We start from the raw sequence: 13,919 nt of genomic DNA on the forward strand, positions 1-13,919 counted from the left end.
CACTTAGTATTCAAGACCTCATAACGCCCGGGTCAGGAGCGCCCTCGGTCCTGACCCGAAGGCGAAGGATTTGGCACGTGTTTTTGCGATCATCGCTTATCGCCTCTACCCTAACAAAATAGCAAAAACCGTGACAAAAAACGGCGTCTACTGCACCCGTTTGTTAAGGATACGCCTCTTTTGCTTTATCTGCATTATTTTTATTTAGTTCTTAAACCGGTTTTTAATATTAATTAGTCCTAAAATTTCACTTCCGCTGGAGCTTTTCTTAATTTCTTCAGGTTTCGCTACCATTGGGATATATATTCTTTAATTATATGCATCCTTTCTATCTTCAATATCAACGATAAAAACAATAACTTTATCATTATCTGTTTCATAAAACAGTCGGAATTTTCCAATTCGGTATCTATATAATCCAGTTAGTTCACCCTTTAATTTCTTTATATTAGCTCCAAAGTATGGATTCTTTCTAAGAAATGGATATACGTAATCGGTGATTTTCTTATACAAATTCTTATATTTAGTCTTACTGATTTTTTTCTGAAAATGTTCAGTTTCAGCTATTTTATATTTATCCAACGATTCTATACTTCCCTTCTTTTACTTCCTTTCTACCTTGTTGTAAGCTTTTAAGAAGGTTTTCATCATTCATGATTTCATCCATTTCATTATCACTCACAAAACTTTCTTCTGTAAGAAACGCGATTGTTGCATATTCAATGAAATTCGATATAGATCGTCTATGACCATCAGCGGCTGTTTTTATAAGATTATATGTATCATCATCAACACGCATTGTTATCGTTTTAGCCATGGTTGACTCCTTTATTCAAATTTATTCTTAAATATTCATTTTGTCAATAAAAACAGCTAATTCTATAAATTCTTATGTAATCCTGAGGTGTATTCCTTATAACATAATAGATTGCTCCGTTTGGGTAGAAAAGTGTTCATAGTTTTTTTCATTGTACATAATCCGCATATTGTCTGTTCTGGGGATACCAATGGACTCTATGCAGCAATGGCCTTATTGTCTATTTTGATTAACCGATAATCCGACAAAACACGATACCGTTCCGGCTGATCGCTCACTCAAAAACACATGCCAAATCCTTCACTTCGCTCAGGAACTATAAGAGAGATCCCCCGTTTATTTTTAGTGCCTCTTTCTATGAACCTCTTTGCCAAAACATCAATTTTACCATTTTCGACGTTATCGTATATTTCCTCCTCCCCTGTTTTCAACCATATCGTAATTTTTGCGTGCAGTTTTTACTGCGTCGCTATGAAGCTCGGCCCATTGTATCAATGCTTGTAAAGGTTCAGATATAGAACGACCAAGATCTGTCAAGCTATATTCCACGCTAGGTGGTTTCGTGGGAAATACTTCACGATTCACATAACCGCACCGCTGAAGATTTCGCAAAGTCTGAGTAAGCATCCGCTGGGATATATCTGGTATATGTCGCCGTAATTGTCCGAAACGATATGGCCGCTCGGCAAGCATGATTATTATAAGTGTGTTCCATTTTCCGCTGATATCGGCCAGAACGCTGCGAACAGGGCAGTCGAGTACTTTTTGTTGATCATCATTTTGCATGCAAATTCCCCCTATCTCTTCTGTGACATTATATGAAACAATATGAATTCTCGCTCCGTAGATTACTTTAAAGTAACTACCAGCCCAAAAACTGCCTTCTTGACGACCTATATCGGTTTTCTTTTATTATATATGTACTCTCTGTTTGAGAGCAACTCTAATTTATAGAGTTACTTAAAACATATTATTTAGAAGGATTCTTTGTATGAAAGCAGTAAGGTTTAGTGAATTTGGTGGTCCTGAAGTCCTGCAGCTGGTCGAAGCTGACGAACCACACGCAGGGGCAGGCCAGGTACGAATCGCGGTTCATGCCGCGGGAATCAACCCGGCAGACTGGAAAATTCGTGCCGGATATCTCAAGGAGCACATGCCCATTCCATTTCCATCGGGAACCGGATTCGAGGCATCAGGTGTCGTTGACGAAATCGGAGAAGGTGTTACTGGTATATCTGTCGGCGATGCTGTTTTCGGCTTCGGCATTAATACGGTCGCGCAGTACGCAGTACTCACAAGCTGGTCAAGAAAACCAAAAGAGCTCTCCTTTGAGGAAGCTGCCGGTTATCCAACGGCGGTTGAAACGGCAACGCGCGTCTTGGGATCAGTTAATTTGAAATCCGGAGACACCATTTTGGTGGATGGTGCAGCAGGCGGCGTAGGTACTGCCATGATTCAGCTCGCACGCCATCGGGGCTTTCACGTGATCGGAACATCGAGTGAGCCCAAACATGAATATCTGCGGTCTTTTGGGGCGCTTCCCACTACATATGGTTCAGGACTTGCCGACCGCGTCAAAAAACTTGCACCGAACGGAGTAAATGCAGCATTTGATTTTGCGGGAGCGGGAAGCATCCCTGAATTGGTTGATATAGTCGGCGATCCTTCCCGTGTGGTAACGATTGCGGATATGGCGGCCGTACAAAAATACGGGGTATTAGGAGCCTTTACGGGTAATCAAAAGAACCCTGAACTTGTTTTTCAGGAAGCCGCAACGCTGCATTCCGCGGGCGCTTTTAGAATGCCTATTGATGAAGTTTTTCCTTTTGAAAGAATTGCAGACGCGCATAGAAAAAGTGAATCGGGAAGAGTGAAGGGAAAACTGGTAGTCAAAATTTCTTAATGAATAGATTTCATAGCTGTCCATAATAAACCCTTCTGTGGATTATTTTGGACGGTTATAAATCTTAAAAAAAACGATCGGGAACAAAGACTCGGAGAAAGATCTGCCGGGTGGTCGGGGGCATCAATCCTTAGATTCTTCGCAGAAAGCCTCCAGGGTAACGGGAAAAAGCGGAAAGCGTGGAGTATCCGCCTCGACGGCCTCTTTCGGCACTCCTAGCTCCCTGGCAATGATGGAGGCGACAAGAGGCCCGCAGGTTCTTCCCTGGCAAAGCCCCATACCGGCCCGACAGAAGCGTTTTACCTCGGCAACGCTCCGGCAACCTGCCCGTACCGCCTGGATAATTTCTTCTTCGCTTATCTCTTCACATCGGCAAATAATACGAGACCTCACAGTTCCTCCCTTTTCCTTTCGATGAAACGGACCCGATCGGCGTATAATCGGTCGTAGGCGATGGTGACAAGAGGACTACGATTTTGCTGCTGCGTCTGTGATACACGAATCACCTCTGCATTACACAAAACAGCCCCGAAGCGATCAACGGCCCGCACCCGTTCCCCTTTTTGCGGTAAGGGAAGATATTCATAAACAAAGGTGAGGGTCGATTGACTCTGACCATACTCTTCCCGAAAGAGAACAATCGCCTGCCCCGGGCAGACGGAAAGACAGCGCCCACACCCGGTACAGAGATCAGAATCAAGCCTTGGAATACCAGTGAGGGAGGGAGTCATGGTAATCGCCCCAACGGGGCAGGCGGAAATACAGGGATTACAGGGGATGTCCTGGTCACAATAGAAAACGGCAACGGGCTTCTTTCCCTTACCGACAGGAGGATGATCATCGCCGATAAGAAAGGAGTCAGGGCAGCTTTCCGTCGGTACCGTATCGGTATTATCGGTAACCGTACCTGAGGCTTCACAGTCACTGCAGGAGATTTCTTGTCCATGACCTGACCGCATGATACGCTCTTTTCCCATGCGGCGGCGGGTGCCGAAGCTTCCGCTTCTAAGGTCATTCAGTCGATCCCAGATCTCCGCCGTCGCCGCCTCACGTTCTGCTTCGGAAATCGTTCTAAGGGCACATGCGGCACCGATACCGGCGATACGCCCCTCATCCAGGGCGGTATTGGCCTCCTCTATTCCGGCGCAATCGCCGGCAACAAAGATACCGGGAATCGAGGTTTCAAGATTTTTATCGTGCCACGGAATCGTCCCACCGAATTCGGGAGAAAAACAGAGACGACAACCTGCCATGGTTGCAAGGCGCTGATCAGACGTGAGGCCGACCGCAAGACAAAGGGTATCCGCCTGAAGGCTCTTTTCGGTGCCGGGAATTTCGCTGCAAGAGGCATCGACAGCCGCAATAACGACCTCCTCCACATGGGTGCTCCCCCTGGCTTCTTTGACCGTGTGACCGGTACATATGGGTACTCCCGCCCTAAGGATTTTTGACCCGTGGACCTGATAGCCGCCAATCTCCTCCTTTGCCTCGACCAGAGCGATAACATCTGCCCCTGCCTGAAGAAGTTGATAGGCAACGATAAGTCCAACGTTACCGGAGCCCATCATCACCACCCGTTTGCCGGGAAGCACACGGTGAATATTACAAAAGGTTTGTGCCGCCCCTGCGGTGATGACTCCGGGCAAGGTCCACCCGGGAAAGGAGGCCCCCCGCTCTCCCCCACCGGTTGCAAGAACCACGGCCCGGGGCTTTATGGTCACAACCTTTTGGCCGTCTGTCAGCAGAGAAACTCTGCGATCGGGGAAAATTCCCAGGACCTTGGTGGAGAGGAGCACGGAGACACCTGCATCCCGGGCATCGATGAGAAGCCGGTTTCCAATCTCAAAGCCTCGGGAGCCTGCATAGTGAGCATGTGAGCCAAAAAACTTATGGATCTGCTTGAAAAGCTGGCCACCCGGCCTGTTGTGTTCATCAACCAAAAGGACACGAGCGCCCCGCCGCCCCGCTTCAATTGCGGCCCCTAAGCCGGCAGGTCCCCCACCCACAACCAGAAGGTCGGCATCCTCACGTACCTTAGAGATTAGCAACGCCGACCCCCTCTTGGGTCTCCACAACCATTCCTTCCGCCACAGGGGTGACACAGGTACGAACATTGGGGACACCGTTGACGATCATCGAACAGTCGGTGCACTGACCGATTCCGCAAAAGATGGAACGGGGAGATCCTTTTTTGGTGTGTCGAAAGACGCTTATTCCCGCAGCCAGCAGGGCTGCGGCAATAGGTTCCCCTTCCAGGGCCTTGATTCTTTTACCGTCGACGATAATGGTAACCATGGCTTTCTCTTCCATCTCACCGAGGATGGGATGATGAACGATACGCTTCATTCCGCTTCGCTTCCAAACTCAGCCCCTGAGCTGAGATAATTCAAGCCGATATCACAAAGTAGGCGCGAAATATGGGGTAAAACCGAATCGTCCAGGATAAATCGACCGGTATGCAGCTGGCCAGGACTCTCCTTCCGATCATCCCCCACACCAAAGGTAAAATAGCAGGAGGGAACCTCACTGCTGAAATAGCCGAAATCCTCGGAAACGTAGGCACGGTCGAGATTTGTTTCCACCCAGCGAAAAAAGCCATGGTTTCGTGCCGTCTGTCGTACCAATTCCGAAATTCCAGGGGCATTCACCGCCGAAGGATAACCGAAACGGTAGGAGATGGAATAGTCACCACCGAAAAGGTTGACCAGGGAGTCAAGAATCGTTTTCATCTCCTCCTTGATTCTCAGGCCGTCATCCCGAAAAGAGCGAACAGTACCGGTCACCTTGACCTCCTGGGGAATAATGTTGTGAGCCTTACCTCCCGATATGGAACCGACGGAGATAACAGGCCACTGACCGGGAGTATACTTTCTGCTTACCATGGACTGAAGGAGGACAACGAAATGACATGCCATCAGCACCGTATCGGCGCACTGTTCCGGTCGGGCGCCGTGCCCGCCGGGGCCCTTAATGATGAGCTCGAAAAGGTCGCTTCCCGCGGTAACGGCTCCCTCGGGAACAATCACCATACCGACGGGAAAGTTAGGGCTATTGTGCAGTCCCACCATCACATCGATCCGGGGCTCCTTCAGGACCCCTTCCTCAATCATAAATCGGGCACCGCCTGGAGGGCGCTCCTCTGCAGGCTGAAAAATAAAGACGATATTACCCTCTTCAGGAACCCCTCCGGTCAGAAACTCCTTCATATAGAGAAACGATCCCGCCACAGAGGCAACGTGACTATCGTGACCACAGGCATGCATCACCCCCGGAACCTGCGATTTGTAAGGCAGATCGTTCTCTTCATCCACAGGAAGGGCATCCATATCGGCTCGAAACCCGATGGTCCTCCCCGGACGTTTTCCCCGGAGAACAGCCTTAAGACCGGTTCCTCCGATACCGGTAGAGACCTCGGCTCCGGATTCCCTCATAAAGGCGGCAATGGTTTTCGCCGTTTCGAATTCCTTACCGGAGAGTTCCGGCTGCCGGTGGAGCGTTCTTCTCAGTTCGATAATACGTTGTCCAATCTCGTTTTTATCCATACACACTCTCCATCATAAAACATCTGCTCAAAATCCAGCCGCCAGGGAGCCCTTTCCGCGAACCGAACCGAATTTCGCTTCGAAAAGTTTCAAAGCACGATCAAGAATTCTCTCCTCGTCAATGTTGGTAAAAACACCGTTTCGCAGAACCGCCTTACCGCCGATGAAGACACTTTCGACATTAGAAGGAGTGCCACAGTAGACGAGATTCTGGACGGGATCGTGCACAGGAGAGGACCAGAGTTTCTTCATATCGAGAAGGACAAAATCCGCATTCTTACCGGGATCAAGAGTACCACTGTTCAGTCCAAGAGCAGAAGCTCCGTTTTCCGTGGCCATGCGAAACAGATCATCCGCGCTAACAGCCTTTGGATCCAGACAAAAGGCCTTTTGCAATCCTGCACCGCAGCGCATCTCCTCAAACATATCTAGCAGGTCGTTGGAAGCGGCACCATCGGTGGCAAGAGCCGGTAGAAGTCCTTTTCCGATCATTCGGGAAACAGGGGCAACACCGCTGCCCAGCTTCATATTACTTTTGGGATTATAAACCGGGACAACACCCTTTCGGACCGCAATATCGATCTCCTCTTCGGTCAGATGCACGCAGTGGACCGCCATCACCGGCCGACGAAGGAAGCCTATCGTATCAAGATAGGCAAGGGGCGTGAGTCCATGCTCGGTAAGCGACTGCTCGACCTCCCACCTGGTCTCGGAAACATGGATCTGTACGCCGAGATCAAAGGCCTCGGCCTGTTCCATCTGCCAGAGTAGAAAATCCTCGGTACAGGTGAAGGGAGTCGAAGGGGCAATAAAGACCTTTATCATCTCATTGCCGTTCTTTTTCTCGTTCCAGGTCTCGATATAACGAAGGATCTCCCGCTTACGCTCTTCAAGATCCTGGTCCAGCTCCTTGGGTACCCAGCGGTTGACCGCTGTCACTGCGCCCACCGCCCTCATTCCTATATCCCGATAGGCCCGAAAAACCGAATCGAGGGTCAAATCCATGTTCACGAAAGCGGTGATGCCGCTTCGAATCATCTCCATACAGCCGATAAGGGTCCAAAAATAGCCCCCTTCGACATCGCCCTTCTCCCAGTCCAAGGCATGGACAAGATGTGCAAAGGGAAAGGTGACCGCCTCGCTCCAGGACTTTAGAGCCAACGTATCGCTTCGTCCCCGGAGAAAACACTGATACAGGTGCGTATGGCTGTTTACAAAGCCGGGAATCACCGTTTTTCCCCGGCCGTCAAGCACTTCGGTTCCATCAGGGACTCCATCTGCAAGATGCTTGCCTATGGCGACAATGGTACCGCCGGAGATATGCATGTCCACATCATGTTCTACCCGGTCGGCGCTGCGAATAAGGGTGCCAATAGAGGAAATGATAAGATCAGCCATTGTGATCCTCCCCTGCCAAACGTCCCAAAAGATTTGCCGCGGTGTTGCCCAAAAAATCCGCCGTTTCCCCGGCAGTGAGGGAAGTGGTTTCGACCATCTTCCGAAAACGGCCGATTTTCAGAAGGGGATAGTCCGAACCGTAGATAAGCTTCGACAAAAGCCCCATCTGCTTGAGAGCATCGAAGATTGTCGCATCGTAAAGGAAGGGCAGCGCCGCGGTATCGTAATAGACATTACTGAGCTGCTTTCGCAACTCCGGCATGGCTTCGAAAAAGCAGAGGCCTCCCCCCATATGGGCAAAGATGATGGTAGTGTCCGGAAAATTGGTGGCGAGGCACTCCGCTTCATGTATGGAATCCGGTGTTTTTCCGGGATAGTAATGCCCTACCAATTCGTTTACATGGACCAACAAGGGCCAGTTATTCTCCGCACAGAAGCCGCAGAGCTCCTCCATGACCTCTTTGTCGGTAATATCGAGCTCCTGCCCCATGGGCATGATCTCGCCCACCCCTGTAAGGCCAGAGGCCTTACACCGTTCAAGCTCCTTCCTGACCCCATCGGCACCGGGATTTACCGTTGCAAAACCGACAAGCCGATCGGGAAATCGGGAAAGGGCCTCAATGGTATAGTCGTTTGCACGACGACAGTTATCCTGATCACGAAACCCAAAACCAAAGACGATCGACCGGTCAACTCCATCTTTGTCCATATCGCAGATCAACTCTTCGGCGGTAACGTTTTTATTTTTCTGACTACCGGAAAGCAGATCGAAATAGGGCTCCTTGGCCCGATAGCCTTCCATATTGGAGATGATATGCGGCGATGTTATATGGACATGCGCATCAATAACCATGATCTGCTCCTTAAAAAAGGCCTCCCCCCGAACGGCCCCAAGCCGAAGGGGAGGCAGGTCTCACATAGATTACTCTTCCTCCTGCTCTTCCAGATCGGATCCGATAAAGACACCGATCTTTGGAAGCCCGATAAGAAGAGGAACGCCGATGATGGTGGCACCAAGAGAAAAAATAGCCCGTTCCCAGGGAGAGACAAAAGCCAATCCGATCCACATCGCCGAAGGCCACTGGTACAAGGTGATCCCTGCAAAATTGGCAAGCCCCGCGGCACCGACAAAGCCGGCATAGGCAGAGACAAAGACACCAATGCCGCGAAGAACGGGCTTTTTCGAAAAAGCTTCCTCTTTTCTCCAGATCAATGCCCCAAGGGCAGTGGCCACAAGGCCGAGGCTATAGAAAACCAACGGGAAAAGCGCCGCTCCCCTGCCGATCTTGGTAGAAAACCAAAGGATATAGCCGACAGCGATAATGCCGATGGCGACGTACCACTTCCTGCGAGTGATACAACCTGCCACGAAGGCGTTGCACGTTCCGATCAAAAAGGTCGCAATCCCCAGCCAGGCGATATGCGGCGCGATGATCTGTCCCAGAAACCCTCCAATGGCGGCACAAATTGCACCCCCGACAGGTCCGAAGAAGACGCCGGAAAGGGGAATCAACGCCGCGCTGACGCTGAAGGTCCCTCCCGATCCGATGATCGGAATTGCCGGCAGCAGGTTCCCAGCCGCGATAAGTGCGGCCCAAATGGCGAGAACCGAAGGATGTACGCCGCCGAGCAGCTTGTATCCCTGTTTCTTTGTCAGGTCCTCCCTTTCTTCATTATTCATAAAACCCCCTTATTCCCTTTTCGGGATTATATGGCCGGCCGGTAGAGTACCTGTCTCACAGGCTCTCCGGACAACCGATTCCCCAAGTTCTTCAACGTTCAGATATGTTTCTTCTCTGCCCAAGCAATCGTCAAGGCGTTGGCCCAACCTTGTGATATAGGGCGGTTTTATATGCGTCTCCAAAAGTTCCTCTGGTCGGGAAAAGATTTCACGTACCGAACCATCCATGTGAATCCTCCCCTTCTTCAGGACGATGATACGCTCTGCATAGCGGGCTATCAGGTCCATGTTATGGGTAACGACAATGATGGTCTTTCCTGCATTACGCAGGGAAGTGGCGATATCCATGATCTGGGTGTTTCCCTTATGATCCTGTCCACAGGTTGGCTCATCCAGAATGATGATCTCGGGATTCATCGCCAGAACCGAGGCAATGACGACCTTGGCCCTGTCTCCCTTACTCAAGGTAAGGGGAAAACTTTCCAATTGATTGCCAAGGCCAACTGTCTCCAGCGAGCTGGTCACCCGCTCTTCCAACTCCCGTCCCTCGATTCCAAGATTGGAGGGTCCGAAGGCGACCTCCTCCCGAACGGTGGGGGCAAAGAGCTGAAGATCGGGATTCTGGAGGACAAATCCGACCTTGGTAGCCAACTGGGATACTGCCATCGATCGCGTATCGGTGTCGAGGACCTTCACCTCTCCCTGTTTCGGCTTAAGAAGACCGATCATATGCTGCAAAAGGGTCGACTTTCCCGCACCATTTTGCCCAATGATTCCCACGAATTGATTCCTATAGATCTCAAGATCGATATCTTTTAATGCTTCCACCCCACCGGGATAGGTACAGGATAATGCCTTGATCGAGACAACGGAATCAGATTTCATGATCGCTCCCCGGCACCTCTTAGGCACCTTCGTATTTCGCTCTCACCCTCTTCGACAGATGAAAAGAGGGAAACCGGTACATTACGTTTCTGCAGATAGCCTGCAAGTTCGACCGTCGACGGTATGGCCACCTGAACCTCGGAAAAGAGCTCCTCATTTCGAAATACCTGTTCCGGGGTGTCGAAAGCGGCAACCTCTCCATGGTGAAGAACCAGTATTCTATCGGCAAAACGGACGATCTCTTCCATCTTATGCGACGACATAATGATGGTCATGCCGTAGCGGCTACGCAACTGGCTAACCACTTCAAAGACCTCCTCGGTGCCCAAGGGATCGAGTTGACTCGTCGGTTCATCGAGAACGATGATTTCGGGGCGCATGGAAAGAACTGAAGCTATGGCAACACGCTGCTTTTGGCCTCCGGAAAGAGCGGTGGGAGGGCGGTCTTCAAAGCCCTCAAGCCCCACGACCCCTAAGGCCCAACGCGCGGTTTCTCTGATTTCCTTGGGATCCTGCCGCAGGTTTTCCGGTCCGAAGGCAACCTCATTCAAAACCGTTGTGGTAAAGAGCTGCGTATCAGGATCTTCAAGCACGATACCGACATGCAGTGCCAACTCCGAGGTATATGCGGTTTTTGTGTCCAAACCCGATGTTATCACCCGCCCCTTCAATAGGCCTCGTTCGGTATGGGGTATGATGCCGTTCAGGCATTTACAGAATGTCGTTTTTCCTGCGCCATTTTCGCCGATGACGGCAATAAACTCCCCTTTTTTGATAGAAAGCGTGATTTCTTTTAGGCTCCACGCCTTTGTCCTGGGATAGTGATACCAGACATCCTCGAAGCGGACGATTGTATGTTCCTCTTCCATCGTTTCCCCCTATACCCAGTAATAATTGAGGACCAGTAGGAGCCCCCCAAAAGCCAAGGCAGATAGAAGGAATATCCAATCCCCCGGCTTTGTTCGTATGCTCATGATGTAGCTACGCTTTTTATCCGAGCCGAAGGCCCTGGAATCCATAGCAACGCCCATTAATGTTGCCCTGCGCATGGCCCCCATCACAAGAGGAACCACTAAGGTCGGAAAGGCTTTTAGCTTGGCAAAGAGTTTGCCGGTATCAAACACCGTAAACCCCCGTAACTTCTGTGCATTCATAATCGAAACAATATCCGAACGAAGGATCGGAAGCTGATTTAAGGCCGTGGTTGCCGTAAACGCCACCTTATACGATAGACCAAGCTTCACCATTGCAAGAGAAAGATCCTCGATGGTTGTTGTTACAAGGAGTAACGGCAGGGTGCACAAAAGCGTCAGCACCCGCAGACAGAGCAAGAGGCCGAAAAGGATTCCCTCCATGGTGATGCTACCCATGCCACCGATAAGAGGAATCCACCGCGGTATCAGCGGTTCAACCAGCACGATTACCCCGGGATAGAAGATGCTTTGCATGATCATCAAAAGGATGAAAAGCACCATCATAAATTTAACGTATGATAGAATCGTTTGGTAACCAAGCCCTGCAACCTTCCAAAGAATCAAAATGGCAGCAAAAAGCAGGCCGATTGAAATGAAACTCTTGAAGACAAAAATAAGAACGGTAAAGAAGATCAAAACGAGCGTTTTAATCCTCGGGTCCGTTTTGTGCAACAGTGAGTTTCCCGGTTTGTAACTGGTCGGATTAGCCATGGGGTACAAGCCTCCTGTTCGGACGTATCGAATCAAGATCACAAGGATCAAGCTTCCACTCTTGCAAGATATCGTTCCATTCCGCCGGAGATAGCGCCGAGCCACCGCCACGGCAGATCATTGTGGCAGCCATGTTCCCTGCCGCAGGGGCGGTGGAAAAGGCGCCTTTTAGGCCGGAGGCAACAAAGAGATTGCCAAACTCCGGAGAAAAACCGAAAACAGGCAGCCCGTCGGGAGTAAAGGTCGTATTGGCCGCCCAGGATCGAATAATTTCAAGGCTGCCGAGATCGGGGAAATAGCGAAGAAAATTACGTACCGTCTCGTATACCCCCTCTACGCTCAGATCTCTCTCGTAATCCCTTCCGGGTTCGGTTGCCTGGCCGATGATCAGCGAACCATTCGGATGCTGAGCGACACCTAGGCCTACAATGCGATTGGTAAGCGGCCTATTGGTAAGGAAACCACCACTCACGACAACCGTTCGTACAAGAGGAGGAATCGGACGGGTAACAAAAGCCGTTCCCTTGTGGTAATAGACAGGAAGTTCCATACCGAGAAAGGCAGCAACCTCACGACTCCACGCCCCTGCGGCCAATACGACGCAATCGGTTTCAATCTCTTCCTTTTTCGTAACAACACTCTTCACCCTTCCGGAATCCACTCGAAACCCTGTCACGCGGCAAGGTGCACAAATCTCGACACCATGCCTGCGGGAGGCCTCCGTCAGTCCCGACACAACCTTTAAGGGCATAATACTCCCTTCCCGGGAAGAGTAAAGAGCGCCGAGGAGCCTGCCGGTATCAAGATGCGGTTCGATTCCCTTTAAGGCGGAACCTTCGACCAGCTCTATCGGAACCCCTCGCCGCCGCTGCCGCTCCATCAGAGCCAGGCCCTGTTCTTTTTGTTCAGCCGAACAAAAGAGTAAGAGTCCACCGGAGTAATTCGCCTCGAAATCAAGTCCTTCCTCCTCTTCCAGCCTCCGGTAGAGGGAAAGGGTTTCATTGGTCCAGGCAAGCTGAATCGCAGGTTCCCGATCCATCACCGAAATCTGGCCGAGATTCCCCCCCGATGCCCCATATCCCGGAGCGCAGGCATCCAGAAGAAGGACCCTTCGTCCCCGGACGGCAAGATGATAGGCCACGGAGAGTCCGACAACCCCTGCACCGACCACAACGACCTCGGCATGGCGCTTCATAGAGCCTCTCCATCCCCAACGGCCGAACCACTGAGCACTCTCTCTATGTTCCGTGAGAGAATCCCCTGACGTTTTTCTTCCGAAAGGCCCAACTGATTGATCCTGCATAAGCCGACTCCCATAGTTTCCCAGGGAAAATCGCTTCCATAAAAAAGTTTATCGGGAACCTCTCCTGCGGCGGCGCGAAGTGCCACCAGATTGACGACCTCCGAACTATCGAGATAGAGATTTGCGGTTTCTCGTGCCGCCTCTATTGCCGTGATCCAGAAATCGCCCCCAAGATGACCGAGAATCACCGGAGTATCAGGCACCGAGGAAACAAGAGAGGCAATCTGCACAATGGCATCGGCAGTAACAGGGTAATCACCGTGAACGAATATCGGAAGACCACCCAAGTCCGCCGATTTTGCAAGGAGAAAAGCGAAACGTTCGGACAAGGTCTCGGCACCCAGTATCTCACCAAAACCGACAAAGCCCAGGTCAACGGCCTCTTCCATGAGGCTTGTCAGGAGGGATTGGGGAAGACGGAGGTCAAGTTTGGCAAAACCTATAAGACGATCGCTATGCCTTCTAATGACCTCTGCACTTTGACGGTTCCACCTGCTCACCGTTTCGGAGGCGAGAGAGGCGGCACGGTCGCGAGAGCGGGCAATGGCCTCCATCATTGCCGAAGCACCTTTCAGATCGAAGACCTCCTCGCCGCGTGCGATACCGGAGGGGCAGACAATGCCCCGATCCACACCGAAACGATCCATCTCACGAACTATAAGATCGACCGGGTCGGTTAGATGTAAATGACAATCGTAGATCATC

16 protein-coding genes are annotated in these 13,919 nt (G+C 50.8%); 1 reads left to right on the forward strand and 15 read right to left on the reverse strand.

The window, feature by feature from the left end:
- Window positions 1-309: 309 nt before the first annotated feature.
- The 3 genes from SPIRS_RS14285 to SPIRS_RS14295 form a co-directional block, all read right to left on the reverse strand.
- The gene (locus SPIRS_RS14285; RefSeq protein WP_013255390.1) at window positions 310-582 is read right to left on the reverse strand and encodes a type II toxin-antitoxin system RelE family toxin; all 273 of its coding nucleotides are present in this window, start codon (window positions 580-582) and stop codon (window positions 310-312) included.
- A complete protein-coding gene (locus SPIRS_RS14290; RefSeq protein WP_013255391.1) occupies window positions 575-817 on the reverse strand; it encodes a hypothetical protein in 243 nt (80 codons plus the stop codon). The genes SPIRS_RS14285 and SPIRS_RS14290 overlap by 8 nt, the downstream gene beginning before the upstream one ends.
- Before the next feature lie 399 nt (window positions 818-1,216).
- Window positions 1,217-1,603, reverse strand: coding sequence for a winged helix-turn-helix transcriptional regulator (locus SPIRS_RS14295; RefSeq protein ID WP_013255392.1), 387 nt, complete (start codon window positions 1,601-1,603; stop codon window positions 1,217-1,219).
- Between the two features lie 205 nt (window positions 1,604-1,808).
- Between SPIRS_RS14295 and SPIRS_RS14300 the strand changes: the two genes are divergently transcribed.
- Window positions 1,809-2,720: an NADP-dependent oxidoreductase gene (locus tag SPIRS_RS14300; protein ID WP_013255393.1), complete on the forward strand. Its 912-nt coding sequence runs from the start codon at window positions 1,809-1,811 to the stop codon at window positions 2,718-2,720.
- Between the two features lie 123 nt (window positions 2,721-2,843).
- Here the strand turns inward: SPIRS_RS14300 and SPIRS_RS14305 are convergent, their stop codons facing one another.
- The 12 genes from SPIRS_RS14305 to SPIRS_RS14360 form a co-directional block, all read right to left on the reverse strand.
- A complete protein-coding gene (locus SPIRS_RS14305) occupies window positions 2,844-3,113 on the reverse strand; it encodes a (2Fe-2S)-binding protein (protein ID WP_013255394.1) in 270 nt (89 codons plus the stop codon).
- Window positions 3,110-4,768: an FAD-dependent oxidoreductase gene (locus SPIRS_RS14310; RefSeq protein ID WP_013255395.1), complete on the reverse strand. Its 1,659-nt coding sequence runs from the start codon at window positions 4,766-4,768 to the stop codon at window positions 3,110-3,112. The genes SPIRS_RS14305 and SPIRS_RS14310 overlap by 4 nt, the downstream gene beginning before the upstream one ends.
- Window positions 4,755-5,066 carry a (2Fe-2S)-binding protein gene (locus SPIRS_RS14315; RefSeq protein WP_013255396.1) on the reverse strand — a complete coding sequence of 104 codons (312 nt, stop codon included), beginning with the start codon at window positions 5,064-5,066 and terminating at the stop codon, window positions 4,755-4,757. The genes SPIRS_RS14310 and SPIRS_RS14315 overlap by 14 nt, the downstream gene beginning before the upstream one ends.
- Window positions 5,063-6,262, reverse strand: coding sequence for a M20 metallopeptidase family protein (locus SPIRS_RS14320; RefSeq protein WP_013255397.1), 1,200 nt, complete (start codon window positions 6,260-6,262; stop codon window positions 5,063-5,065). The genes SPIRS_RS14315 and SPIRS_RS14320 overlap by 4 nt, the downstream gene beginning before the upstream one ends.
- A 27-nt stretch (window positions 6,263-6,289) precedes the next feature.
- The gene (locus SPIRS_RS14325; RefSeq protein WP_013255398.1) at window positions 6,290-7,660 is read right to left on the reverse strand and encodes an amidohydrolase family protein; all 1,371 of its coding nucleotides are present in this window, start codon (window positions 7,658-7,660) and stop codon (window positions 6,290-6,292) included.
- The gene (locus SPIRS_RS14330; protein ID WP_013255399.1) at window positions 7,653-8,513 is read right to left on the reverse strand and encodes an amidohydrolase family protein; all 861 of its coding nucleotides are present in this window, start codon (window positions 8,511-8,513) and stop codon (window positions 7,653-7,655) included. The genes SPIRS_RS14325 and SPIRS_RS14330 overlap by 8 nt, the downstream gene beginning before the upstream one ends.
- A gap of 69 nt (window positions 8,514-8,582) precedes the next feature.
- The gene (locus SPIRS_RS14335) at window positions 8,583-9,341 is read right to left on the reverse strand and encodes an ECF transporter S component (RefSeq protein ID WP_013255400.1); all 759 of its coding nucleotides are present in this window, start codon (window positions 9,339-9,341) and stop codon (window positions 8,583-8,585) included.
- A 9-nt stretch (window positions 9,342-9,350) separates the two neighbouring features.
- The gene (locus SPIRS_RS14340; RefSeq protein WP_013255401.1) at window positions 9,351-10,226 is read right to left on the reverse strand and encodes an energy-coupling factor ABC transporter ATP-binding protein; all 876 of its coding nucleotides are present in this window, start codon (window positions 10,224-10,226) and stop codon (window positions 9,351-9,353) included.
- Complete coding sequence (locus SPIRS_RS14345) at window positions 10,223-11,095, reverse strand: energy-coupling factor ABC transporter ATP-binding protein (protein ID WP_013255402.1); 873 nt, start codon at window positions 11,093-11,095, stop codon at window positions 10,223-10,225. The genes SPIRS_RS14340 and SPIRS_RS14345 overlap by 4 nt, the downstream gene beginning before the upstream one ends.
- Window positions 11,096-11,104: 9 nt before the next feature.
- The gene (locus tag SPIRS_RS14350) at window positions 11,105-11,911 is read right to left on the reverse strand and encodes an energy-coupling factor transporter transmembrane component T family protein (RefSeq protein WP_013255403.1); all 807 of its coding nucleotides are present in this window, start codon (window positions 11,909-11,911) and stop codon (window positions 11,105-11,107) included.
- Entirely contained in the window at window positions 11,904-13,106 is a 1,203-nt protein-coding gene (locus SPIRS_RS14355) for an NAD(P)/FAD-dependent oxidoreductase (RefSeq protein ID WP_013255404.1), read from the reverse strand. Before SPIRS_RS14355 ends, SPIRS_RS14350 begins: the two co-directional genes overlap by 8 nt.
- Window positions 13,103-13,918: an amidohydrolase family protein gene (locus SPIRS_RS14360; protein ID WP_013255405.1), complete on the reverse strand. Its 816-nt coding sequence runs from the start codon at window positions 13,916-13,918 to the stop codon at window positions 13,103-13,105. The genes SPIRS_RS14355 and SPIRS_RS14360 overlap by 4 nt, the downstream gene beginning before the upstream one ends.
- Between the last annotated feature and the right edge of the window lies 1 nt (window position 13,919).

Origin of the sequence: Sediminispirochaeta smaragdinae DSM 11293 (assembly GCF_000143985.1) — a bacterium.
Classification (GTDB): Bacteria; Spirochaetota; Spirochaetia; order DSM-16054; family Sediminispirochaetaceae; genus Sediminispirochaeta; species Sediminispirochaeta smaragdinae.

What these genes read in the sequence shown, in the direction of transcription:
- SPIRS_RS14290 (WP_013255391.1), bottom strand. Translation starts at nt 817, where the DNA reads ATGGCTAAAACGATAACAATGCGTGTTGATGATGATACATATAATCTT.
- SPIRS_RS14295 (WP_013255392.1), bottom strand. Translation starts at nt 1,603, where the DNA reads ATGCAAAATGATGATCAACAAAAAGTACTCGACTGCCCTGTTCGCAGC.
- SPIRS_RS14300 (WP_013255393.1), top strand. Translation starts at nt 1,809, where the DNA reads ATGAAAGCAGTAAGGTTTAGTGAATTTGGTGGTCCTGAAGTCCTGCAG.
- SPIRS_RS14315 (WP_013255396.1), bottom strand. Translation starts at nt 5,066, where the DNA reads ATGAAGCGTATCGTTCATCATCCCATCCTCGGTGAGATGGAAGAGAAA.
- SPIRS_RS14320 (WP_013255397.1), bottom strand. Translation starts at nt 6,262, where the DNA reads ATGGATAAAAACGAGATTGGACAACGTATTATCGAACTGAGAAGAACG.
- SPIRS_RS14325 (WP_013255398.1), bottom strand. Translation starts at nt 7,660, where the DNA reads ATGGCTGATCTTATCATTTCCTCTATTGGCACCCTTATTCGCAGCGCC.
- SPIRS_RS14330 (WP_013255399.1), bottom strand. Translation starts at nt 8,513, where the DNA reads ATGGTTATTGATGCGCATGTCCATATAACATCGCCGCATATCATCTCC.
- SPIRS_RS14335 (WP_013255400.1), bottom strand. Translation starts at nt 9,341, where the DNA reads ATGAATAATGAAGAAAGGGAGGACCTGACAAAGAAACAGGGATACAAG.
- SPIRS_RS14340 (WP_013255401.1), bottom strand. Translation starts at nt 10,226, where the DNA reads ATGAAATCTGATTCCGTTGTCTCGATCAAGGCATTATCCTGTACCTAT.
- SPIRS_RS14345 (WP_013255402.1), bottom strand. Translation starts at nt 11,095, where the DNA reads ATGGAAGAGGAACATACAATCGTCCGCTTCGAGGATGTCTGGTATCAC.
- SPIRS_RS14350 (WP_013255403.1), bottom strand. Translation starts at nt 11,911, where the DNA reads ATGGCTAATCCGACCAGTTACAAACCGGGAAACTCACTGTTGCACAAA.
- SPIRS_RS14355 (WP_013255404.1), bottom strand. Translation starts at nt 13,106, where the DNA reads ATGAAGCGCCATGCCGAGGTCGTTGTGGTCGGTGCAGGGGTTGTCGGA.
- SPIRS_RS14360 (WP_013255405.1), bottom strand. Translation starts at nt 13,918, where the DNA reads ATGATCTACGATTGTCATTTACATCTAACCGACCCGGTCGATCTTATA.